The organism is Sphingobacterium sp. UBA7253 (assembly GCF_002472745.1).
GTDB classification, from domain to species: domain Bacteria; phylum Bacteroidota; class Bacteroidia; order Sphingobacteriales; family Sphingobacteriaceae; genus Sphingobacterium; species Sphingobacterium siyangense.
Map to the genome: position 1 here is coordinate 321 of NZ_DKSP01000137.1, position 23,258 is coordinate 23,578.

Here is a 23,258-nt window from a genome sequence, read left to right on the forward strand (position 1 = left end):
GAACTACAGTTCTGTTGATTTCTTAAAGTTCTGCGGATAGAGATCCCTTATATTTTTATGATTGGTGGAGGCTATGTTGAGCAAAGTTTGCTTTAGCCATTGATATGGGTTTACATCATGTTTTTTGCAGATCGCAAAGAACGAGTATATCATTGCCGACCGCTGAGCTGCCTCATGGCTGCCCGCGAAGAGATAGTTTTTGCGTCCCAGATTATGTAAAACTTTACATAAGCTAGGTTATGCATAGTTAGTGATTATGTAAAGTAATTTCTCAGAAGTCATTTATAAGGCTTGTTTGTTCAGAAGAACTTTACATAATCATACGTTTTATCAATGGTCACAATGTCGTAACCATTAATAAAACAACTATGAGTAAGATACTAAACACCTTTGATCGACTGATCCTTGATGCGAGTGAAGTACTCTCGAACAAACTTCTGAGATCCAAGAACACCGTCAAATGGTACCGCGTTTATTGGCGGCAGATGCAACGACAATTAGCGAAAAAGGGGATCATGGATTTCAATTCGCAGATTGGGCAGCAATACCTACTCGATTCATTTGGCATGTTTGATTATTCCACACTTTCCAAGTGCAACAAAGATATTGTCAAGATTGTCAACGTACTTTGCGAGTATTATGATACCGGCACACTGGTCAGCACCAAAGAACGCTTCGCAGTAGACGGTGTCATCGGTATACAGATGAAGGAATTCATAAGTTACCTGGAATCAATGAGACTAAAGCCATCTACCACCAAAGAACGCGAGCATTATCTTGGTAGGTTTTTATTCTACCTTAAAGGCCAGAACATATATGCAATGAGTGAGGTTAACAAAGTTGTTATCTTTGATTACCTCAAGACCTTGAACAGGCTAAAGCCAAGTGTAATCCATATGACCCTGCGGGCCATACGTAGTTTTTTGAAGTACCTATTTGAACAAGGACAGCTAAAGGCTGATACCTCTATCCTGGTACCTAAAGATAAATACATTAAGCAGGCACGTCTACCTTCCACTCATAATGTTGATGAAATCCAGCGCATGATTTCTGCGATCGATCGTTCCAGGCCTTGTGGCAAACGTGATTATGCAATAGTCCTACTCGCTTGCAGGCTAGGTATGCGTGCATCCGATATCGGTGGACTTAAGTTCGATAGCTTGCGTTGGGAAGAGTGTCTTATCTCGTTCAATCAATATAAAACGGAACGGCTGCTCCAGCTGCCGCTTTTGGTTGAGGTCGGTGAGGCGATCATTGACTATCTGAAATACGCAAGACCAAAATCCAGTGAGCCATATGTGTTTTTGACAGGCCGTTCGCCGATCGGGCGTCTATACACCAGTTCGGTCACACACGCAGTTCAAAAAGCCTTCCTCGCCTCTGGTGTCAATGTACAACACCGGAGGTATGGCCCTCATGCACTCCGTCACAGTCTGGCAAGCCTGTTGTTAGAACAAAATACCGTGATGCCTGTGATCACAGAGGTGCTAGGCCATGAGAACTCTGCTTCAACCCGATATTATCTGCGTATAGACCTAGCCTCTATGAAACAGTGCATGTTAGACGTGTCATCTGTGCCTGTTACATTTTACGAGCAGAAAGGAGGCTACTTCTATGCGTAATAAATTTGTTGGTATCTATGCGCCGTATCTAGAGCAATACCTCGCCGATAAACGGCAGCTTGGCTTTAAGCAGGAAACGGAAGAAGCAATTTTTAGCGTTTTCGACCGTTTCACGATAGAGCGTGGCGAAACACGAGTGGGCATAACAGCGGAGCTTTCGCAATCCTGGTCAAAAGCGGGTTCTGATTTGTCCAGTTCTTACAATTATCACCGGGCCGTGCTCATCAATCTATTGGCATCGTTTCTTAATGAACAGGGAATCCTTTCCTATGTCTCGCGTCTGCCTGTTTTTAGACAGGATTTTGTGCCTTATATCTACAGCCATGAAGAATTGCAGAAAATTTTTGACGCTGCTGACAGTTATCGGGTAATCAAAGGTATGCGGCATACCATGTTTGCCATACCGGCCCTTCTGAGATTATTGTATGCCACCGGCTTAAGAAGTGGTGAAGCCTTAGCTTTATCCACATCCGACGTTAATCTCAAAGACCAGTACCTGATCGTTCGCGACAGCAAGAATGGACAGCAACGCGTAATCCCTTTTTCTGTTTCAACAACAGCAGTACTAAGCCAATATGCATTTTACAGAGATCGGTTGCCTGCCGATCTTAAAAAAGATGACCGATTCTTCATTGCACCCGACGGCAGGCGCATCTCCCGAGATACGCTCAGTAGATGGTTTAGTCGGCTATTATCTACCGCAGGAATCAGTTCTAGGCGCGGCGCTACGCTGCATGCACTCCGGCATACATTTAGTGTTCATTCATTGGCAATGATGGCCGAACACGGGACCGATATCTATTGTGCCCTACCCATACTATCCACCTATTTGGGACACAAGACGATAGAATCTACCAATCACTACGTTAGACTGGTATCAACTATTTACCCAGATCTGTTAAGGGACGTTGATAAGATCTGCTTTAATGTCTTTCCTAATACTATCGGCTATGAAACCTACTGACTTTTCAAAATATCTCTCCGATTTTCTGACCAAATATCTGGTGCACGAACGTGGTGCCAGCAGGAATACGGTATGTGCATACCGCGATACTTTCGTACTGTTCATTGGTTACATGGCAACGCAAAACATATCGGTGAATAAGCTTACTTTGGAAGCCATCAACCAAAGTGTAGTGGTCAAATTCCTTGACTGGCTACAAGCAGAACGCAAAAATAGCAATTCAACTAGAAATGCGAGGCTGGCTGCGATCCATGCTTTTTTCGGTTATGTCCAATATCAACAACCAGATTACCTGTATGAATACCAGAAGATACTATCCATCCCGATGAAACGTAAAGCAACCGTCCCCATGAACTACTTAACCGTGGACGGGATAAAAGCGTTGTTACAGCAACCCGATATCCACACCGTCAGAGGTAGACGTGACCTAGCTTTACTTTCGCTCATGTACGATACCGGTGCGAGGGTGCAGGAGGTAATCGATCTTACACCGTGCAGTTTGAGATTGGATGTATTAAATACGATCCGTATCACAGGAAAAGGCAATAAGACACGTATTGTCCCCATGTTGGACGAACAGGTTAAGTTATTGAAACCATATATTGTAGAAAATCGACTAGATCAAGAGAGTAATAATAAACATCCCTTATTCTTTAACAGCCGTGGAGACAAACTCACCCGGGCCGGCGTAAATCATATTCTGATCAAGTATGCAGATATGGCTAGAAAAACAAGCGGAGTCTTTTTACCAGAGAAGATCAGTTGCCATATACTGCGACATTCCAAAGCGATGCATTTACTACAGGCTGGCGTCAATCTAGTATATATCCGAGATATACTTGGACATGTTTCCGTTCAGACTACGGAGGTTTATGCGAGGGCAGATTCAAAAGCTAAGCGCTTGGCAATTGAGAAAGCCTACACGTCGGTTACTCCCGAAAAGGAACCGGTATGGTTGTCAAATGACAATCTGATGGATTGGCTTAAACACTTTTGATGACTTTATTATGTAAAGTGATGCGGCAATGAAAACAACCTGCAACACTCTGGAATCCAATCAATTGTCGCGCGCTTTACATAATCACTAACTATGCATAACCCAGTGCAACGGGTCTTATCGCATTTTCGATGCTATTGTTGTCGATTTTCAGACTTCCGTCTTTTAGGTATTCGGTCAGCGGATCCCATCTGTCGGCTGCATAATCCATCGCTTTGCCGATCTGGCTCTTGGGTAAAGTATTCTTTATTTCCTTTGCGATCCACATTCCCATTTCATTGATCACCGGAAAAGCTTCCTTTAAGCGCAGTTCTTTGACCTTTGCAGTATCCAGCCCCATCTATTTGGCCTTTCTTTCTGTTTCATATAATTTCTGGATATAGGTCAGCGCCTTTTGGGACCGCGGCGCATCGTTGTTCAGCGCGCGCTCGAACTCACGTCGGGCATGTGCCCAGCAGGCAAGATGGGTGACATCTTTTTTCTTGCCGTAATTCTCGTAGACCGCATAGCCGTCCGTCTGCAGATAACCTTTAAAGGTTCCCAGTATAGGCAGGGGCGCGCTGCTCCCACGGGTTGGACTATAGTCGAACAGCACGGTGCCGTCCACAGGTGCATGGTATACCCAATAATACCCCCGATGGGCAGCGCCCTTTTTATCGCTGTCCAGTACTTTTATAGGGGTCTCATCGACCTGTAAATAACCTTGTGATTTTATATCGAAGACCAGTTGATCATAGAGTGGTTCGAGTTTGATAAGGGCTTCTTTTGTCCAGCCCTCGATGGTAGAGGAAGGGATCTGTATGTTTTCTCTTAAAAAGCGTTGCTTCTGCCGGTATAATGGTAGGTGGTCCATGTATTTATCGGTCAGGATCATCGCCAGCAGACCTGCTCCGGGAATGCCCTTGTCGATGACACGCTCGGGCAGTTCTCCGATCTTGACGCCTTCTCCGTTTTTAGCCGCATATTTATAACGGATATAGCGTTTGATATAGAACTTGGCCGGTTCGCATTCCAGTTCCTCCGTAATTTCCTTTCCGATACATACCATATTCGACAGGTCTGCTTCGGGATGGATCTCGATTTCTTCTACAGGGAGATGTTCGGGCAACTTTGTACGTCCTTTATGGTTCGGGCGTGCACGGATGTATTCAATCTTTTCTCTGGTTTCTTCCTCTTGCTGTTCTATGTCGGCAGCTTCAGCCTCAAAAGGGAGCAGCGTCTGGTTAGGATCGCCTTGGAAACGCTCTCTTTTCTGTCCGTACTGCATCCGTTGGAACATCTCTACCTGAGCCTTGAGATAGTCCCGTTCCAAGGTAAGACTGTCGATTTCTGCCTGTTGTTTCTTTGCATGATGGAGATGGGCACTTTCTCCGGCAAGCTTCTTCCTTGCCAGCTTGAGAAGTTCACTCCTTGAGAGGTTTTCCAGTGCCGTTTCCATACCTTAAAGATACGGATTTGCCTGCATTTGTGCAATCAAAAAAGCTGTTTTTGTGGCAATGAATAACGTTTTTTCTGTATACTTTTTACAACCTGGACGCCCTCGATGAGCAATACCAGATCGCTCCATGACAGTTCACCATTCTTAAGTGCAGATGTACCAAAAGTACCCTGCTCCAGTCGTTTGTAATAAAGGACAAAGCCCCCGTGTTCCCAGTGCAGAAGTTTGATATGGGTACGGCTACGGTTCAAAAACACAAATACCTCACCGCTGGTCGGCTGGCGCTGCATCACCGAAATGACCAGGCCGCAAAGACCGTCGAAACTCTTGCGCATGTCGCAGTGGCCGTCGTAGAGATAGAAACGATGAGAAGACCCTAACGAAAACATTAGTACAGACGGATCAGCTGCGAGAGAAGGGCAAGATCATTTTCGATCTTTATACGTACCCCATTGGGATAAATAACTTCAACATCGTTCTTTCTGTTGTCCTTATCAATTGTTATAAAGCTTCCGCTAGTCATATTGTTTTCTTTACTGCGCGAAAACCAGTAATAAAAGGTGGCTTCGTTGATCCCATTTTCCGCGCAGTAAGCTTTCTTGCTTTTTCCGCTCTGTTGCCAGTCCGATATCATCGAAAGCATCTGTAATCTTTTTTCTTCTTTGCTCATACAGCAAAGCTCTGCATTATAGCTCGCTCAAAAAATATGCACTTGGTCGGGCGGATACTTTTTGTCGGAATATTCAATTTATCAATCCATGTGATTATAACATGTTAAACAGACTTCGTTTTCAGATATTACGTTTCCTTTACAATTTTTGTTCGAGCAAATTTTCCGTTGTACTTTATATTCTCTTCTGCAAATTAAACACTCAATTTTATTTGATGTAGGCTTATTGGGCGAGAGAAAGGACCATTTTGGATTTATATCTATACTTAAATGTCTACTAAGCCAATATGAACATTCAGGACAAGAATATCGTCTACTATTAATATCGTAGGGTAAATATGATTTTAACACTCCTTTAGGAACAGACTCTTCAATAAAATCTAAAATTTGATAAAAGTAGGCGCTTTCTAAATCCATATCCCAAAAGCCAAACGTAGGATCAGAAGTAGACATATCCTTAAATAATTCTATCCATTTGATAGGATTATAAAAATAAGATATAATATTTAAGATTTTTCCAATAATATATTTGTATTCTAAGTTATCTATTCCCGTGCTATGAACAAGTTTGTTACGCATGATCCTCAATTCTTTGTATTCATCAACAAATGCAAGAATTGGGAAATTCTGTGGTAATACAGCACAGAAAACTCCTAATAAATTTTCCCCTGATATTGTTTGCAATTCGTCAAAATTGCGATCGGTTTTATTAGGGAGCGATGGCCAATCATATTTATTGTTCTCAATCAACAACAAAGCGCTTTTTTCTGTGATTTTACTTTTCATTAAATATTCTACACCTTGAAATAATACTATTAAGGAGGTACTAACGGTAATTCCATTATGTTTCCAATAATCTTCAATAGTGATTTCATAGTTATCGAATATCTCATCTTGAATAAGTGCGTTTACATTGTTTGAGATATTAAAAAGCATTTCAAATGATTTCCAAAGACATTCTAATCCTAATTTCTCAAACCTATCTGGTTTTGGTATATTTTTAATCATTTAAACAGGGTATTTCTTTATTTTAAAAGAATGTATACAGGGATAATCGAGATAAATTTGGATATTCTAAGCCTAGTCTGGATAATGTGCCAAAAGAAATTTCATGAATTAGGGTCGTCTATTATTTTTTGTTGTGGAAATCCATATAAAATTGGGTGCGAAAACCACCTAAAGAATAATCCTAAGCATGTTGCTCTCAAGTTTCTATTTTATACTAAGTTCATTTTTTAAGACATTTACAAAATCTCTAAAAAATATGCATTTGGCCATAATTTTATTATAGTCTATCTCTGCAAATAATTCCCTGCAGTCAGATTCCACATATCTCCGTCGGCCTTTACTAGTTTCTCGTTTTAGTTTTTCTTTAGGGTCTTTTATACTAGTTGGATCTTTAGAAAATGTTAGTTTAGTTCCATATTTACGATTGATTAAATTAATATCAGCGAAAAGTAAAGCTTCCAATTCCCATACATTTAGTAAAATAACAGCCTTACAATTATTGGCGTAATCCTGTACTTTTTGAAACCAAATATTCCTCGAATCAACCTTAAGTTTATCAGAATTAAACCCATCTAAATCTCTAATACACACTAACAAATCATACTTTTCTATTTTAGTCTCCGCTGTGATCTGTTTAAAAAATTTAAAACTTTCTAATCCATCTCCCCTTAATTTTTTACAAAGGGTTTTAAATCTTATTGCAGAGCCAAATTGAGGTTTTAATAGATTTTCAAGAGCTACAGTATCATTTGGATCCTCTCCGATTAAGCCAATTACCTTCATTCTTCTAAATCTGAATAAACCCAATAATCGCTTAAATAACCCACCTCTTCAACATAAGTTCTCGCCTTTTCTCTTTCATCATTTGATAGCCTTCGTATAGATGTTCCGGAGTCTTTTGAATATGATACTATTTGAATTCTACTTAATTCTTCAATTTCAACGTAATTTAAAACTAAAGGAGAATGAGTTGATATAATAATTTGATTGAAGTCACTACGTTCCTTAATGAATTGCATTAAAAGATCAAATTGGTGGGGATGTATTCCTAACTCTGGCTCTTCTATCAAAATTACGCTTTCTTTCAAATCTTGTATTTGGGCAATAATATAGAATAATCTTTTTGTTCCATCAGAAAGATTGTTCCACGGTAACCAAGTATCATTTACGAAATACTCTATCTTGATGTTTTCAACATTAAAGCGTAGTTCGTCAAAATAAATATTAATATTTGAATTAAAACGTATATTCTTTATAGGGGTGTATTTTGAAAGTACACGGATAAATTCATCACTAAAAACAAATTTTGACTTAATATAATCAGTTGGAATTTCTTTTATCATATGGGAGTCAATTTGATCTGAACTTTTATTCTCGAAAAAATCTAAAAACTCAGTTTCTATGTTCCAAAAATAACGGTCTAAAAAATTATTTCCGATAGAATATATGCCTTCATACATATCAAAATCGATGATCAGCTTACCAGGTAAATCAATGAATTCAGGAGAAATAGGTAGATTGTACTCTAAGAGTATCGTACGAGGAAAAGTTAACATTACTGATCGTAGAGCATAATTATAAAAAAGTTGGCGAGATTTTACTATTAATGTTCCTTCGGATTCCCCAGCTAATAATTTTCCTCTATGATTTAACGGCAGATAAGTGCCATTTAAGGTATAAGTTCTTTTGAAAAAATACTTTTGACCAGGATTAATTTCTATATCTTCCGGGCTAAAAGCTTGTCTTTCATAATTCACTTCGAACAAATCGGCCCCGCTTAAAGACTCCATTACAAAGGATAGCGCTTTAACGTGACTATCCTGAGGTAGCCCTTTCGGCCTTAAAGCCTCTTTTACAATATAAAGCAAATTTGACTTTCCTGCTCCATTCTTCCCAATAATAATATTAAGGCCATTATTAAAATCAGCATTTATCTTATGGATTGATCTAAATCCAACAACTGCTATATTTTTCAAATAAAGACTTTCAATCAGTTTTTTAGTCATATACAAATGTAAAATTTATTGAACAAAAATCTACAATAATAGCGACGTCGAATCTTTGATGACCTTCTTTTGTATTATTTTGAAAATTTGAGCGTAAATATCTGTTACTGTCCGACCTTCTAGACCGAATGCATGACTCAGATCATCAGTTTAATATTTTATTAAATTTTAGGCTTAGTAGTAGTCAAAATAAATACAAGCCATACGCAAAATACTAGCGAAAATCCGATCCAAGGAGTTTTCATACTAAGGGCGGAGAAAAGCCCAATAGTCGATAGAATACAAAAGAGTAAGAATAATAATAAGGTCTTCATAATTGTAAGATTTAGAAATAATGAAATTATACTGCAATGAACTTCATCGCAGTATATACTTAAGCAGCTTGTTTGTTCTTATTTTTCTTTTTCTTCGATTTATTTTTTTTATCTTTTTTTGAGTCGATTTTTCTCAGAATTCTCATTACCTTTTTTTGGACATCATCAACAATTTTCCAGTCTTTTTCTATATAGATATCTGTTACTCTATTCCCTTCGTCGACATGATTTAGAGCGAGTGAGACATCATCTTTATTTAAGCGGCATCTATTTCTAGCAGTGTTTGCAAAAGTATGTCTTGCCCAGTACAAGGTGAGATTTTTAATTCCGGTTAGGTTACGAAGGTGGAGCATTCCCTTTGATAATGCATAATTAAGGTAATTAGGATTTCTATATCGATTTCGTAGTTTTTCGATATATTTTTCGAGAAGTGGCCTCGCTTCATCAATTATTCTAATGCTAATAAAGGCATTGTCTTTTCTTAAATCCTTAGTCTTTTTTCGATTGTAATCTATTCTACCATTTCTGATATCTGATCTATTTAAGTAGTATAGATCAATAGCATTAATGCCACAGAGGTAGAACGATAGCATATAGAGTTCTTTGGCTAATTCAGCTCGACTGTTGGCTACTGTAGGCCAATCCCTTAATTTTAAAACATCATCAATTTCATTGTTTCTGTTTTTTGTGAGAGGGGGAGAACCAACCTTATATTTTGAAAAAGGGTAATGTTTGATTCGATAGATCCCCAAATCTTCGTTGTTGTATTTTCTTCTGGCCTCGTTAAAGAGGGTTCTTAAATCTCGCATGTGATTGTGAAGCCCACTGTCCGATAGACCTTTCTCAGTTGTTATGACTGGATTTCCAAATTGATTAATCCTAGTCATGATTCTATCGGACTTCAGGAATCGTTCATACATAAACAGCATGTTTGAATTTATTTCCTTTATGGATACAGTCTGTCTTTTAAAATAATCAACAAGGCTATTGCAGATAGCTGTATGATTCTTCGCAGTTCCTGTTCTACCATCAGCTTTTAATCGTTCGATATGTTCCCTACAAAATGATATGAATTCTACATCCTCATCCATATCTTTTAGGTAATCTTTTAAAGCTTCCGCTGTAAAATATTCAAGTCTCCCATCAAGTTCGCTAATTGCTTTACGGTATTCTTTGAGTTGGTCATTTAACTTATCAAGAACAAAGCTGTCTTTGATCTTTTTTTCTTTAGTGAGTTGCTTCTGAACAACATAGTGATTGGTGTCCAAAAACTTTCTTTCTCCCTTGTGATAGACACAGATTTTTACATTGTAGGTGCCATCGGATTTCTTGTGGTGTTCATAAACTTTCGCGCTTACGGTTGCCATAATTTTTTTCTTTAGCACGTAAAAATTCCCGTTACATATTTGTTACATTTTTACGTGAAGTTCAACAAAAAACTATGCAAAACTGGCCGAATAGGGTACTTTACCCATGGCCATCACATCAATGGAAATTGATGCGAAGAAACGAAAAAAGCGGCTTTTTCGCATAGAAAAGCCGCTTTTTTGCTTTGTGCTCCCACCTGGGCTCGAACCAGGGACCAAAAGATTATGAGTCTAATAGTCGATACCAATTATCTGACTGAAAAAATTGGTTCGACTTGTTACGGATGGGCACTAGGCAATTTTTAGTATTGTTCCTTACTCATCTAAATTTTTAACGACTGAATGTTGAATTTAAATATGAAAAATTTAAATCGTTTCAAATTTTGAACGTAAACGGTTTGACATGTAGAGTAATGAATCAATATGAAATTTTAGTAAATATTTTTTTATGATTTTAATAAAGAAAAATGGAAAATCAGAAATTAATCAATTGGAGAACGAAGAAAAAAAGAATGACAAAGTGAGTCTACTCAATTTAAAACAATTATGGGATAATAAATATACTCCTCCCTAAATTAATCAATAAACTTAAGTCAATCGATTTGAAGACGTCATGTTGATTATATTACTAATATTGAGATTTTATTTACTAAATACCTATGCCAAAAAAGATAGTTACAAAAGAGAATTACGATGTTGGTAAATTGTATAAAAAAGACGATACAACAGCAGACCTAAAAGTAAAAAATGAAGAAAAATTAGTAAATTTAATAGTTAAAATTTTGGTTAAAAAAGCAATAAACGAAGCTAATGAAAAAGGGTATACGCTATTTAAGATACAGCAGTGATGGTCAAAGTTTACATAGTATCGAACGTCAGGATTTAATAACAAGCCAATGGATGAATAATAGCGGTGTGGAAATTGTGGATACATTTATCGACGAAGGACACACTGCACGAAACTTTGATAGGCCGGATATTAAAGTTCTTTTTGACTTTATCAAAAAGAACCATGATCAAATTGATTACTTGGTCGTAGCTGAGTTAACAAGATTCAGTAGGATCGCAGGCGACGCCATTAATATGGTTACAAAAATTCAAGCACTTTATGATGTGAGGATTGTAAGCGCTAGTAGAGGATCAATTTATGATTGTATGGATCATAATTCATTCTTTATAATGGGGCTTGAATTTTTAATGGGTAATTCTGAAAATATAAAAAGACAGAATGATATAAATGCAGGAATCTATACTGCCAAAGCGGTTAAAGGACTTTGGATTCAAGGCGGGCGGGCTCCATTTGGTTATAAAAAGGAGGGTAAGAATGAGGCACGTCGTCTAGTAGTGGATGAAAGTGAAGCAATTGTCGTTAGATATATTTATGATGCTTATATAGCAGGAGTTGCTTTATACAAAATTAAGGAAAAGGCAATAGAAATGGGATTAAAACGCACGGCAACTACTGCCGTTGAACGAATATTAACAAACCCTTTATATTATGGATTTCAACAAGTCAAAGCATGGAAACAAAATCCAGGAGGGTTATTCCCTCTAAAAAATCACGAGCCAATTATTGAAGCAACGACTTGGAAATTAGTTAATGAAAAGATAAAAAGAGGTAATAAAGAAAGGAAAATTTATGACGACCTAATTCCACTACGTGGTGCCTTACGCTGCCATTGTGGAAAACTATTAACTGGTGCTGCTAGTAAAGGGAAAATGGGAAAATACTATTATTATTATAAATGTAGCATCGCTAGTGCCCATAATAATATAAGTGCTAAAAAAGCTCACAAACAATTATCCGGCGCTTTAGAATTAATGAGTCTTCCTGAAAAACTAATATCGAGTATAAAGGAGAAGAGCCAGATCGAGATGGAGATAACTTTAAAGGAACATAAAACATTATTAAAACAACGCCAAATCGAATACGAGCAGACAGGAGAAAAGCTTATGTCAATCGAAGAAAAATGGATTACAAATCGGATTCAACACGATACTTATGAAAGGTGGCATAATGAGTTGACTATAAAAAAAGAATCTCTTAAAGAACAAATTGATAAGTTAAGACATAATGGAGATAAGACATTTTTATTGTTACGAGATCAATTATTTTATCTTTCAGACCTTAATTACGTTTATACAGAAGCTAACACAATAGAAAAGCAGGAACTCATTAAAATGGTGTTCGACGACTTTTTATACTATGAGAATGGTATCTATCGAACTCCATATATTATGGAACCTTTTATTCGTAATGAATTGAAAATGAGAGAAATGGGGTGTTTAGATTATACAAAAAAACGGGATAATTTTTCAATTATCCCGTCAAGTGGAGCTGGAGAGATTCGAACTCTCGTCCAGTCATGGTACTGTATACGCTTTCTACATGTTTAGCTTCTCTTTAATTGTCGAGCGAGGGAAGGTGAGTCGCTTACCTATACCGTACGCCGTAGTTGCTGTTTCTCACAAGTGCTTAGCAACATCACACTTGCCAGTTCTATTGTTCGATGCCCCGAATGTTAAACCAAAGAACAGGATCTAACGGGACAAATAGCTATGTTAAGTCTAACTTAAGCAGCTAAGGCGTAGTTTTCTTCGCCAGTTATAATTCTGAAAGTTCAGATTAAAGTGCTCTACTAACAACGCACTACATGCTTACATAACCGTCTCCATCCTGTCAATTCCGGTCAACCCCAATTATGTCTTACAAAGGTACTATTTTTTTGCTTAATCAGCAAGATGTGTCGTGTTCTGACCTAATGTCTCGTTATTTGGTTGGAAACAAATGAGATAGTTTCTGTATTTGCCTGATGAAAGCATGAGAATGGCAAAAGTTCATGATAGCGTCCAAACCAGAGGTACATTCAAATAACTGTTTGCACCTAATTGTTTGCACAGAAATTTATCGGTGAACAACAAAGTTATGGTTGAAAAAAAGCTGGATATAAAATCCAGCTTTTTTATTATTTGATCAATCCAATTATTTGATCAATCCAGCTCTTTTCAACAAAGGTTCTACCGAAGGTTCTTGTCCGCGGAAACGTTTGTAAAGGACCATTGGATGTTCGGTACCACCTTTTGAAAGTATATTATCCTTGAATTTGGCCGCGATCTCCTTGTTGAAGATGCCGTTTTGTTTAAAGTAGTCAAATGCATCGGCATCCAGTACTTCGGCCCATTTGTAGCTGTAATAGCCCGAAGAATAACCGCCATTGAAAATATGGGAGAAGGCTGTGCTCATGGCATTTTCCTTGACATCAGGATAGAGTTTTGTCGAGGCAAACTGTTCATCTTCGAATGCTTTCAGATCCGAGATCGCGGTTGGATCCTGTCCATGCCAGCCCATATCCAATAGACCAAAGCTCAATTGGCGCATTGTTGCCATACCCTCAAGAAATGAAGCGCTTTCGCGGATCTTTTCGACAAGTTCAATCGGGATCACTTCGCCAGTTTCATAGTGTTTGGCAAATAGCTCAAGAGCTTCTTTTTCGTAGCACCAGTTTTCCATCACTTGACTCGGTAGCTCGACAAAATCCCAATATACAGAGGTTCCAGATAGTGTAGGATAAGTGCTATCAGCCAACATACCATGTAGGGCATGTCCAAATTCGTGAAATAATGTGGTCACTTCCTGAAAGGTCAACAGCGAAGGTTTTGAAGCTGTAGGACGCGTAAAATTGCAAACAATGGAGACATGCGGACGTTCTTGTTTACCCTGTTGAATGTACTGTGGTTTGAAAGAGGTCATCCAGGCCCCATTTCTCTTTCCTTTACGCGGGAAGAAATCGGCATAGAAGATAGCGACTAATTCACCGTTGTCTTTACTGACCTCAAATGTTTGTACTTCTTCGTGGTAGGTATCTATTGTATCAACTGCCTTGAAGTTGATGCCAAACAAGCGATGGGCTACTTCAAATGCACCTTGTAAGACATTTTCAAGTTTGAAATAAGGTTTGAGCTTTTCATCGTCCAGATTAAAGCGTTCTTGTTTCAGCTTTTCGGCATAATAGGCGCCATCCCATTTTTCCAATTGGTCTATGCCATGCATATTTTTTGCAAATTGGGATAATTCTGCAAATTCTTTCACTGCTGCTGGTTTCGCTTTTCCAAGTAGGTCGTTTAGGAATTCGGTGACTTTGCTTGGATTTTGTGCCATACGTTCGGCAAGGACAAAGTCTGCATGGGTGGCGTATCCTAATAATTTGGCCCGTTCGAAGCGAAGTTTTACAATTTTAAGGACATTGTCCACGTTGTTGTGCTCGTTGTCCTGAAAAGCTTTACGGCCTGCGGCGAGGGTAATTTCTTTGCGAAGTTCTCGATTGTCGGCATAAGTGACAAAAGGAAGATAGCTCGGGAAATCCAGAGTAAAAAGCCAGCCTTCTTTTTCGTTGGCTTTAGCCAAAGCATGTGCAGCTTCTACAGCACCCTCTGGAAGTCCGGCAAGATCTTTTTCGTCTGTTACCAACAGCTGATAGGCATTGGTTTCGGCCAGGACATTCTCCCCGAATTTCAATTTTAAAAGTGATAGCTCGGCATCTATTTCGCGGAGCTTTTCTTTCTGTTCATCATTTAAAAGTGCGCCGTTGCGTACAAAATCCTTATAGGATTTTTCCAATAAGGTGGTTTGCTCTGCCGTCAATGTCAGTTGATCCTTCTGATCGTATACAGCCTTAACCCTTTTGAAAAGATCGAAATTTAAGGTGATATCATTGCCTAAAGCAGATAGTTTTGGGGCGACGTCCTGTGCGATCTTTTCGAGATCAGCATTGGTTTCAGCGGAATGGAGATTGAAAAAGATATTGGACAAACGATCTAGTGTCTGTCCAGAGTAGGACATAGCAGCGATGGTATTGTCGAAAGTTGCCGTTTCGGGATTGTTGACGATAGCATCGACTTCATCTTTTGTCTTCTGAATAGCTTCATCAAATGCGGGAATATAATCTTCGTTTTTTATCTGTGAAAACGGAGCCGTGTCGTGCTGCGTTTTAAATTTTTCTGTTAAAATACTCATAGGAGTAAATGTAATAAATATTTATTTCAAGCGATAACATCTGCTTAAATTATGGGGCTGAGATGATATTTGACCGAATAGGCGTTTAGACTGCGCCGAAAATTTAGGAGGAAAATTAGAACTGCATAAAAAAAGAGCTCAGAGGAGCTCTTTTTTATATTTGGATAAGAGATTAGGCCAGTTTTCCTAATGCTTCTTTGATTCTTTTTAAAGCTTCGATCAAACTTTCGTCTGAGGCTGCATAAGACAAGCGGATGTAATTGTCGTTACCGAATGAATCTCCACCTACTGTAGCTACGTGACCAACATTCAATAAGTACAATGCCAAATCAGATGAGTTTTTAATGACATTACCATCTTGGTCTTTTTTACCAAAGAACGAAGAGATTTCTGGGAAGAAATAGAATGCACCCTCTGGAAGATTTGTTCTTACGCCAGGGATTTCAGTCAATAGATCGTATACCAATTGGCGACGACGAGCGAAAGCTTCTTTCATTTTGTTGACAGATTCTAATCCTTGTTCATAAGCGACGATACCCGCACGTTGAGAAATTGAACATGTACCTGAGGTTGTCTGTCCTTGTAATTTATCATTCGCGGCAGCAATGGTTTTGTTGGCAGCGATATAACCTAAACGCCATCCCGTCATTGCAAATGCTTTTGAAAAGCCATTGATGATAATTACTCTATCTTTGATGCTTTCAAATTGTGCGATGGATTCGTGTTTGTCTACAAAATTGATATGTTCGTAGATTTCATCGGATAAGATAAATACCTGTGGATGTTTTTCGAAAACTTCAGCTAATGCAGCCAATTCATCTTTGCTGTAAACTGTTCCTGTGGGGTTGTTTGGCGAAGAGAACATAAACAATTTGGTTTTTGGTGTAATTGCCGCTTCCAATTGTGCTGGTGTAATCTTAAAGTTATTGTCGATCTCTGTATTGATAAATACCGATTTTCCTTCCGCTAAAACGACCATTTCGGAGTATGATACCCAATATGGTGTTGGGATAATTACCTCATCACCCGGGTTGATCAAAGTCAAAATTACATTAGACAGGGATTGTTTCGCACCTGTAGAAACAACAATTTGAGAAATATCATAATCTAAATTGTTTTCTGTCTTCAACTTGTTTACAATTGCCTGGCGCAATTCAGGGTATCCCGGTACCGGCGAATAACGCGTCCAGTTTTCATCTAGGGCTTTCTTCGCTGCATCTTTTACATGCTCAGGGGTGTTGAAATCAGGTTCACCTACGCTAAGGCTAATTACATTAACGCCTTTTGCTGCTAATTCGCGGCCCAACTTGGTCATTTTAAGTGTAGCCGATTCGGACAAATTATTTATCCTGTCTGATAAGTATGATGATGTGCTCATGGTAAGACAAAGATATTATATACGTTGCAAATAATCTTCTTTATTTTTGAGAATTTACAAAGAAAAGTAGCTCTTTTATTGAGCTTTTTTAATAAAAGGGCTGTTGAAGCGATTTAGCACAGTTATTTAATTGATCCCTGACGTTGGATGTTCAAAACTAATCGTTCTGATTTGTCGTTATATCTTTACCTTTGCGCTCACAAAAATGCTGGCTAGTCCTCATTTCATCATTAGCTCATAGAAGGTTTCATATAGAAGATAAGCATCATGTCAAGACAAAGAAGATTGGTTTTATTATCGCTTTTTACGGGAATAGGTTTGATGATTGTGAAGTTTTTTGCCTACTTTTTAACGGACTCCAGTGCAATCTTTACAGATGCGGCAGAGAGTATCGTTAATGTGATTGCTTCGGGTTTTGCATTTTATAGTATTTATCTTTCGGCGCAGCCTAAGGATGAGAATCATCCCTACGGGCATGGTAAAGTGGAATTCTTTTCGGTGTTTTTAGAAGGTGGACTTATTTTTATTGCTGGCGCCATTATCTTAGCCAAGGCTTGTTACAATCTTTTCTTTCCTGCAGCGTTAACACACCTTGAACAAGGGATTTATCTGATCGGTATTACATCTGTGATAAATTTTGCAGTAGGATTCTATATCATGAAGCGTGGACGTGCATTGGGGTCTATTACCTTGGTGGCGGATGGAAAACATCTGCAGGTAGATGCCTATAGTACGGTCGGATTGATACTGGGTTTATTATTGATGAGACTGACAGGTTTCCAATGGATCGATGTGGTCATTTCAATTGTACTGGGGCTTTTTATCCTCTTCAATGGTTATAAGCTACTTCGCCAATCGATCGGTGGATTGATGGATGAATCGGATACAGCGCTCGTACAGGATGTCGTCGAAATCTTGGAGCGCAATCGGAAAGATGAATGGATTGATGTTCATAATCTTCGTGTACAGCGCTATGGGAACGAACTCCATGTAGATTGCCATCTCACACTACCCCGTTACCTTGACTTGATCCAGGTGCATGATGAAATTTCTGCTGTAGATAAGATTGTCAATAAGGAAATGTCGGTACGGACCGAATTTTTCGTTCATGCGGATCCTTGTCTTCCACAGTGCTGCCAATATTGTCAGGTCGGCAATTGTCCAATTCGTTCGGAGCAATTTCGGGAACGAATTTCTTGGGACACAGACAATGTTACACGAAATCAGAAACATTTTTTATATGCTATTGCTGAATAGCGAATACAGTTTCTACCGTTCTTAACAGGAATAGTGTCTAGTCTGATTTCTTCGCGTATAGTAAACTAAAAAAAAGCTAGTTTATATAAATATATATAAAAAAAGGTATCTTTGCCTTTTAGCAAAAGAGTTTAAAAATCCTATATGAAGCACATTCGTAATTTCTGTATTATTGCGCATATTGACCATGGCAAAAGTACTTTGGCAGACCGCCTTTTAGAGTATACCAATACCATCAGTCAGCGTGAGGCACAGGCACAATTACTTGATAATATGGATTTGGAACGTGAACGTGGTATTACGATCAAGAGTCACGCCATCCAAATGAATTATAAAAGAGATGGTCAGGAATATATCTTGAACCTGATTGATACCCCGGGACACGTGGATTTTTCTTATGAGGTGTCGCGTTCAATTGCTGCCTGCGAGGGCGCTTTATTGATCGTTGATGCATCTCAAGGTATTCAGGCGCAAACGATTTCAAATTTATATCTAGCGTTGGAACATGATTTGGAAATCATCCCAATTCTTAACAAAATGGACCTTCCTGGTGCTATGCCTGAAGAAGTCAAAGATCAGATTGTGGATTTGATCGGTGGTGACCGCAATGCGATTATTCCTGCATCTGGTAAAACAGGTCTTGGTGTTCCGGATATTTTGGAGGCTATTGTGGACCGTATTCCACATCCAGTGGGTGATCCTGATGGACCTTTGCAAGCCTTGATTTTTGACTCTGTTTTCAACTCATTCCGTGGTATCATGGCTTACTTTAAAGTTGAAAATGGTGAAATCCGTAAGGGCGACCGCGTGAAATTTGTTGCTACTGGGAAAGAATATTTTGCCGATGAAATTGGTACGCTGAAGTTGAATCAAGTACCCAAAGAAGTCATTAAGACCGGTGATGTAGGTTATATTATCTCTGGTATCAAGGAGGCACGTGAAGTGAAAGTAGGGGATACCATTACGCATAAGGATCGTCCTTGTTCTGAGGCTATTCAAGGGTTTGAAGAGGTGAAACCGATGGTCTTTGCGGGTATTTATCCTGTGGATACGGAGGATTACGAGGAGTTGCGTGAATCGATGCACCGTTTGCAGCTAAACGATGCTTCTTTGGTGTTTGAACCAGAGTCGTCGGCAGCTTTGGGTTTCGGTTTCCGTTGTGGTTTCTTGGGTATGCTTCACATGGAGATTATTCAAGAGCGCCTAGAGCGCGAGTTTGATATGACGGTGATCACGACAGTTCCCAACGTATCCTATAAGGCCTATATGACCAAAGATAAAGAGGAAGTGATCGTACATAATCCTTCAGATCTACCGGATCCAAGTAAATTGGATTCAATCGAAGAGCCATATATCAAAGCTAATATTATTACGAAATCGGATTTCGTTGGACCAATTATGTCACTTTGTATCCAGAAACGCGGTACGATCATGAACCAGCATTATTTGACTTCAGATCGTGTTGAATTGGTTTTTGAAATGCCAATGGGAGAAATTGTATTTGACTTTTATGATAAATTGAAAACAATCTCTAAAGGATACGCTTCATTTGATTACCACCAGATTGGTTATCGCAAGTCAGATTTGGTAAAACTGGATATTCGATTGAACGATGAACCTGTAGATGCCTTATCATCGTTGATACATCGGAGCAACGCATATGATTTTGGTAAAAAGATCTGTGAAAAACTAAAAGAACTGTTACCACGTCAACAATTTGAAATTCGTATCCAAGCGTCAATCGGTGCAAAGATTATTGCCCGGGAGACGATCTCAGCTTTACGTAAAGATGTTACGGCAAAATGTTATGGTGGTGATATCTCCCGGAAGCGTAAGCTTTTGGAAAAACAAAAGAAAGGTAAGAAACGCATGCGTCAGGTTGGGAACGTAGAGATTCCGCAATCTGCATTTATGGCGGTATTGAAATTAGATTAATCAAAATAACACAATAATAAAGGAGCTCTTGGGCTCCTTTTAAATACAATAAAATCTCCTAAACATGAATCTATTAGATGGTAAACTAGTTTCCGAAAAAATTAAAGAGCAAATAGCGTTAGATGCGGCTGAATTTACTACACAGACTGGCCGTAAGCCTCATCTGGTTGCTATCCTTGTGGGGAATGATGGTGGTAGCGAAACCTATGTAGCTAGCAAAATGCGCAACTGTCAACTGGTCGGCTTTGAATCAACAAACATTCGTTATGATGAAAACATAACAGAGGATGAATTGATCGCTAAGGTCAAAGAAATCAATCAGGATGAGTCTATTGATGGTTTGATTGTGCAGTTGCCTTTACCAAAACATATTGATCCGGATAAAGTTACCGAAGCAATTGATTACCGCAAAGATGTGGATGGTTTCCATCCGATCAACCTCGGACGTATGCAACGTAATCTTCCTTGTTTTATTCCAGCTACGCCATATGGTATTATGTTGATGTTGGATTATTATAAGATCGATACAGCAGGCAAGCACGCCGTAGTGGTTGGAAGAAGCAATATCGTAGGATCGCCAATGAGTATCTTACTGGCTCGTAATTCCAATCCAGGTAATTGTACTGTTACATTAACACATAGTCGCACAAAAGACCTTAAAACAGAGGTTTTGCGTGGTGATATCGTTGTTGCGGCAATCGGGAAGAAAAATTTTGTTACTGCAGACATGGTTAAAGACGGTGCAGTAGTAATTGATGTCGGTATTAATAGAGAAACTTCTACAGCAACGAAATCTGGTTTTAAGCTATTTGGTGATGTTGATTTTGAAAATGTTGCTCCTAAAGCGTCCTGGATTACACCGGTACCGGGCGGAGTTGGGTTAATGACGATCGTCGGTTTGTTGAAAAATACACTGGAAGCTGCGAAAGGAACAATCTATCCGAAGCAATAATTTTGTCTAATTGGCATAGAAGTTGTAAATTGATGTATACGTGCTCTGATGAGCCGTTGAAAACTACACTCATAAATCAATTTATAATGAAGAAAATTGCACTTTTAGCAGTCGTAGCAGGAGCATTGGTCATGTCTTCTTGCAACAATTCGGAGAAAAAAGACACTACAGCGACAGATTCGGCAAAAACAGTCGGTGAGCATGTAGATGCGGCAATCGCAGATTTAAAAAATGCGGAGGAAAATGCCCGTTTGAAAGCAGAGCAGGCGAAAAAGGATTTGGATGAAGCTATCGCGAAAGGCGATAAAGCCGCCGAGGAAAAGGCTCGAGCTGCTTCTGAAGAAGCTAACACAGCTTGGGAGAAAACCAAGGATGCTTTGCGTAATGCTGGAGAGGATGTAAAAGAGGGATTGAAAGATGCAAAAGATGCGACAGTAGATGCGACAAATACAGCTGTTGATAAAACAAAAGATGCTGCAAAAGATGTCGCTGACGGTACGAAGAAAGTTGCAAATGATGTTGCTACCGGAACCAAGGAGGCCGCTAAAGATGTAAAAGATGCTTCCAAAAAAGTAGGTGACGATATTAGTCGGAAAGCTAAAAATGTAGGTGAAGCGTTGAAAAATTAGTTGACGTATTTCATTTGAACTATAGGGAAGGGGGGCACTTTTTTGAGTGCCTCCCCTTTTTATATCACATCTTTATAACATTGACTTAAATAGGCTTATTGGTAGTAATCCCATAACAATTTGGAAAGTTTACGGGTAAGTACCTCTGCTTCATTTGTTTTTCCCCAGCTTTTATCTGTATTGTTCTTGGTGAAAATACTGAAAACGTAATCTCCTTTCGGTGCATTGACCAAAATGACCTCATTGCGTACGTCATCTAAAGAGCCTGTTTTTGAAGCTGTTTTAACAGTGGATGGGATTTGCGATAGCCCTCTTTCATCATAGAACATGTTGCCCATAAAACGATACATCTGATCGGAAGATTTTGGGGATACAACTTTGCCTTGTCGGATTAGTGTGACCAAGTCGGCCATTTCTTTTGGTGTAGTCTGGCCCCAACCATATCTTTCCCAATCTGACTTCCGTCCCTCTGTCTGTGAGTTGACACGCGTCTGGGTTAATTGAAGCTCGCTCATTAATTTATTGATCGCGACACCTCCTCCCGCAAGGTTTTGATTCCAAATGCTGGTTACATTATCACTATAAGATAGCATAAGCGCAACCAAGGTTTTCAGATCAACTTGTGTACTGTCTTTAAAAAATTGCATTAGCCCTGAGCCGCCATATCGTTGACTAGCACGGTAGAGCAGTTGCTGATCAAGTTGTAGTTCACTTTTTTCAATTTTATCAAAGATGCCGACTAAAATGGGGATTTTGACAATGCTTGCCGTCGGGAAAATGCTGTCGCCCTGGATGTTGACTTCTTTGTTTTTTTTGAGATGGTGTACATAAATGCCGACATCGCCTTGAAAACCCTGAATCAGCTGTTTAATCTGTGATTCGAGTTTTTTATCGGTAGCGGCTTTTTGACCAAAGGACAGTAATGATAAGAATAGTAACGCAAATGATAGGAATATTTTGTGCATTGTGAAGATATAATATATGTTAAATGTGGCGGATAATAGTTATTTTTATTGTTTATAGGGCTTAAGTTATGAAATATCCATGATTCGTACGCACAGACATCGATGAAAAATAAACTGGATATTCTAGCACGGACATTGAATGACTGATTTTTGACTATGAAATTATTTATGATTTTGATCGGTTGTAAACCGAAAAATAGACGGACAGAACAGCATGACATTTTCTTTGGTATTGGTAATGAGCTCAAGGATTTTGTCGATCCCATTAAAGATTTTTGGCCAGAGGCTGACGGTAAAATTCACATTGATGCGTACCGTATTGTCCATAAGATTGGGGAATATGAGATCAAGGTTACTGAAAGGGGGAATGAACAGGCTATTGATTCGGAATTGAAGTTGTTTTTTGTCAATTTAGGTGGCTACAAACCGAATGAATTTGACGAGTTCCATTACAAAGAACTTATTGTAGCATCTAGTTTGGCCAAGGCGACTGAAAAGGCAAAACGCACTGTTTTTTGGAAGCACCACAGTTCGGCACATATCGATGATAAGTACGGTTTGGATGTTGATGATATTTATGAGATAGAAGATTTGCTATTACCTCATGATAAAGAGCTGTATAGTATTCAAATTACGCCAAAGATCGGTCTAGAAGAAGATACCATTGCGAATGGATATTTTAAACTGAGTGCGCTGTAATAAGAATGTGCTATTGGATTTCTTAAACATAAAAAAGGCTTCT

18 protein-coding genes, 1 other RNA gene and 3 pseudogenes are annotated in these 23,258 nt (G+C 38.9%); 10 read left to right on the forward strand and 12 right to left on the reverse strand.

Annotated features, from left to right (window positions below):
- Positions 1-3: 3 nt before the first annotated feature.
- Positions 4-210: pseudogene (locus B2X72_RS14060) on the reverse strand (IS66 family transposase); the annotation flags it as partial.
- Between the two features lie 158 nt (positions 211-368).
- On the opposite strand from B2X72_RS14060, the gene B2X72_RS14065 reads away from it, so the two are divergent.
- Genes B2X72_RS14065 through B2X72_RS14075 form a run of 3 tightly spaced genes read left to right on the forward strand, consistent with a single transcriptional unit; the run spans position 369 to position 3,583 of the window.
- On the forward strand, positions 369-1,622 hold the full coding sequence (locus tag B2X72_RS14065; protein ID WP_286850055.1) for a site-specific integrase: 1,254 nt from the start codon (positions 369-371) through the stop codon (positions 1,620-1,622).
- On the forward strand, positions 1,615-2,586 hold the full coding sequence (locus tag B2X72_RS14070) for a tyrosine-type recombinase/integrase (protein WP_121127364.1): 972 nt from the start codon (positions 1,615-1,617) through the stop codon (positions 2,584-2,586). Before B2X72_RS14065 ends, B2X72_RS14070 begins: the two co-directional genes overlap by 8 nt.
- A complete protein-coding gene (locus tag B2X72_RS14075; RefSeq protein WP_286850058.1) occupies positions 2,573-3,583 on the forward strand; it encodes a site-specific integrase in 1,011 nt (336 codons plus the stop codon). The genes B2X72_RS14070 and B2X72_RS14075 overlap by 14 nt, the downstream gene beginning before the upstream one ends.
- Before the next feature lie 91 nt (positions 3,584-3,674).
- Here B2X72_RS14075 and tnpC read toward each other — a convergent pair.
- From tnpC to B2X72_RS14110, 7 genes and pseudogenes are all read right to left on the reverse strand, one after another.
- Positions 3,675-5,021: pseudogene (gene tnpC / locus B2X72_RS14080) on the reverse strand (IS66 family transposase).
- Between the two features lie 35 nt (positions 5,022-5,056).
- Positions 5,057-5,410 carry an IS66 family insertion sequence element accessory protein TnpB gene (gene tnpB / locus B2X72_RS14085; protein WP_277603189.1) on the reverse strand — a complete coding sequence of 118 codons (354 nt, stop codon included), beginning with the start codon at positions 5,408-5,410 and terminating at the stop codon, positions 5,057-5,059.
- Positions 5,410-5,691, reverse strand: coding sequence for an IS66 family insertion sequence element accessory protein TnpA (gene tnpA / locus B2X72_RS14090; RefSeq protein ID WP_165308903.1), 282 nt, complete (start codon positions 5,689-5,691; stop codon positions 5,410-5,412). The genes tnpB and tnpA overlap by 1 nt, the downstream gene beginning before the upstream one ends.
- A gap of 81 nt (positions 5,692-5,772) precedes the next feature.
- A complete protein-coding gene (locus tag B2X72_RS14095) occupies positions 5,773-6,699 on the reverse strand; it encodes a hypothetical protein (protein ID WP_286778951.1) in 927 nt (308 codons plus the stop codon).
- A gap of 204 nt (positions 6,700-6,903) precedes the next feature.
- Positions 6,904-7,482, reverse strand: a complete 579-nt coding sequence (locus B2X72_RS14100; RefSeq protein WP_286778950.1) for a DUF4276 family protein — start codon at positions 7,480-7,482, stop codon at positions 6,904-6,906.
- Positions 7,479-8,705: an AAA family ATPase gene (locus B2X72_RS14105; RefSeq protein ID WP_286778949.1), complete on the reverse strand. Its 1,227-nt coding sequence runs from the start codon at positions 8,703-8,705 to the stop codon at positions 7,479-7,481. The genes B2X72_RS14100 and B2X72_RS14105 overlap by 4 nt, the downstream gene beginning before the upstream one ends.
- Before the next feature lie 373 nt (positions 8,706-9,078).
- Positions 9,079-10,404, reverse strand: coding sequence for a site-specific integrase (locus B2X72_RS14110; RefSeq protein WP_286850066.1), 1,326 nt, complete (start codon positions 10,402-10,404; stop codon positions 9,079-9,081).
- Between the two features lie 641 nt (positions 10,405-11,045).
- On the opposite strand from B2X72_RS14110, the gene B2X72_RS14115 reads away from it, so the two are divergent.
- Complete coding sequence (locus B2X72_RS14115) at positions 11,046-11,234, forward strand: hypothetical protein (RefSeq protein WP_286732683.1); 189 nt, start codon at positions 11,046-11,048, stop codon at positions 11,232-11,234.
- A pseudogene (locus tag B2X72_RS26650) lies at positions 11,197-11,991 on the forward strand (recombinase family protein); the annotation flags it as partial. The gene B2X72_RS14115 and the pseudogene B2X72_RS26650, both read left to right, overlap by 38 nt.
- A gap of 725 nt (positions 11,992-12,716) precedes the next feature.
- Here the strand turns inward: B2X72_RS26650 and ssrA are convergent.
- From ssrA to B2X72_RS14130, 3 genes are all read right to left on the reverse strand, one after another.
- Positions 12,717-13,084, reverse strand: a transfer-messenger RNA (tmRNA) gene (ssrA, locus tag B2X72_RS14120).
- 285 nt (positions 13,085-13,369) lie between these two features.
- Positions 13,370-15,400, reverse strand: coding sequence for a M3 family metallopeptidase (locus B2X72_RS14125; RefSeq protein ID WP_088162837.1), 2,031 nt, complete (start codon positions 15,398-15,400; stop codon positions 13,370-13,372).
- 172 nt (positions 15,401-15,572) lie between these two features.
- On the reverse strand, positions 15,573-16,778 hold the full coding sequence (locus tag B2X72_RS14130; RefSeq protein ID WP_232475608.1) for a pyridoxal phosphate-dependent aminotransferase: 1,206 nt from the start codon (positions 16,776-16,778) through the stop codon (positions 15,573-15,575).
- Positions 16,779-17,045: 267 nt separating this feature from the next.
- On the opposite strand from B2X72_RS14130, the gene B2X72_RS14135 reads away from it, so the two are divergent.
- The 4 genes from B2X72_RS14135 to B2X72_RS14150 all read left to right on the forward strand — a co-directional run bounded on the left by B2X72_RS14135 (position 17,046) and on the right by B2X72_RS14150 (position 21,551).
- Positions 17,046-18,035 carry a cation diffusion facilitator family transporter gene (locus B2X72_RS14135; RefSeq protein WP_088162836.1) on the forward strand — a complete coding sequence of 330 codons (990 nt, stop codon included), beginning with the start codon at positions 17,046-17,048 and terminating at the stop codon, positions 18,033-18,035.
- 144 nt (positions 18,036-18,179) lie between these two features.
- Complete coding sequence (gene lepA, locus B2X72_RS14140) at positions 18,180-19,970, forward strand: translation elongation factor 4 (protein WP_120333313.1); 1,791 nt, start codon at positions 18,180-18,182, stop codon at positions 19,968-19,970.
- Positions 19,971-20,034: 64 nt separating this feature from the next.
- Positions 20,035-20,922 carry a bifunctional 5,10-methylenetetrahydrofolate dehydrogenase/5,10-methenyltetrahydrofolate cyclohydrolase gene (locus tag B2X72_RS14145; protein ID WP_145328292.1) on the forward strand — a complete coding sequence of 296 codons (888 nt, stop codon included), beginning with the start codon at positions 20,035-20,037 and terminating at the stop codon, positions 20,920-20,922.
- 86 nt (positions 20,923-21,008) lie between these two features.
- The gene (locus B2X72_RS14150) at positions 21,009-21,551 is read left to right on the forward strand and encodes a hypothetical protein (RefSeq protein ID WP_115046770.1); all 543 of its coding nucleotides are present in this window, start codon (positions 21,009-21,011) and stop codon (positions 21,549-21,551) included.
- A 95-nt stretch (positions 21,552-21,646) separates the two neighbouring features.
- Here B2X72_RS14150 and B2X72_RS14155 read toward each other — a convergent pair whose 3' ends face one another.
- Entirely contained in the window at positions 21,647-22,516 is an 870-nt protein-coding gene (locus tag B2X72_RS14155; RefSeq protein WP_286850073.1) for a serine hydrolase, read from the reverse strand.
- Between the two features lie 156 nt (positions 22,517-22,672).
- Between B2X72_RS14155 and B2X72_RS14160 the strand changes: the two genes are divergently transcribed.
- The gene (locus B2X72_RS14160) at positions 22,673-23,215 is read left to right on the forward strand and encodes a DUF1543 domain-containing protein (protein WP_201638664.1); all 543 of its coding nucleotides are present in this window, start codon (positions 22,673-22,675) and stop codon (positions 23,213-23,215) included.
- The last annotated feature ends 43 nt before the right edge of the window (positions 23,216-23,258 follow it).

Bases quoted from the DNA above. Each gene is read 5' to 3' on its own strand.
- B2X72_RS14065 (WP_286850055.1), top strand. From the start codon at position 369: ATGAGTAAGATACTAAACACCTTTGATCGACTGATCCTTGATGCGAGT.
- B2X72_RS14070 (WP_121127364.1), top strand. From the start codon at position 1,615: ATGCGTAATAAATTTGTTGGTATCTATGCGCCGTATCTAGAGCAATAC.
- B2X72_RS14075 (WP_286850058.1), top strand. From the start codon at position 2,573: ATGAAACCTACTGACTTTTCAAAATATCTCTCCGATTTTCTGACCAAA.
- tnpB (WP_277603189.1), bottom strand. From the start codon at position 5,410: ATGTTTTCGTTAGGGTCTTCTCATCGTTTCTATCTCTACGACGGCCAC.
- tnpA (WP_165308903.1), bottom strand. From the start codon at position 5,691: ATGAGCAAAGAAGAAAAAAGATTACAGATGCTTTCGATGATATCGGAC.
- B2X72_RS14095 (WP_286778951.1), bottom strand. From the start codon at position 6,699: ATGATTAAAAATATACCAAAACCAGATAGGTTTGAGAAATTAGGATTA.
- B2X72_RS14100 (WP_286778950.1), bottom strand. From the start codon at position 7,482: ATGAAGGTAATTGGCTTAATCGGAGAGGATCCAAATGATACTGTAGCT.
- B2X72_RS14105 (WP_286778949.1), bottom strand. From the start codon at position 8,705: ATGACTAAAAAACTGATTGAAAGTCTTTATTTGAAAAATATAGCAGTT.
- B2X72_RS14115 (WP_286732683.1), top strand. From the start codon at position 11,046: ATGCCAAAAAAGATAGTTACAAAAGAGAATTACGATGTTGGTAAATTG.
- B2X72_RS14125 (WP_088162837.1), bottom strand. From the start codon at position 15,400: ATGAGTATTTTAACAGAAAAATTTAAAACGCAGCACGACACGGCTCCG.
- B2X72_RS14130 (WP_232475608.1), bottom strand. From the start codon at position 16,778: ATGAGCACATCATCATACTTATCAGACAGGATAAATAATTTGTCCGAA.
- B2X72_RS14135 (WP_088162836.1), top strand. From the start codon at position 17,046: ATGTCAAGACAAAGAAGATTGGTTTTATTATCGCTTTTTACGGGAATA.
- lepA (WP_120333313.1), top strand. From the start codon at position 18,180: ATGAAGCACATTCGTAATTTCTGTATTATTGCGCATATTGACCATGGC.
- B2X72_RS14145 (WP_145328292.1), top strand. From the start codon at position 20,035: ATGAATCTATTAGATGGTAAACTAGTTTCCGAAAAAATTAAAGAGCAA.
- B2X72_RS14150 (WP_115046770.1), top strand. From the start codon at position 21,009: ATGAAGAAAATTGCACTTTTAGCAGTCGTAGCAGGAGCATTGGTCATG.
- B2X72_RS14155 (WP_286850073.1), bottom strand. From the start codon at position 22,516: ATGCACAAAATATTCCTATCATTTGCGTTACTATTCTTATCATTACTG.
- B2X72_RS14160 (WP_201638664.1), top strand. From the start codon at position 22,673: ATGAAATTATTTATGATTTTGATCGGTTGTAAACCGAAAAATAGACGG.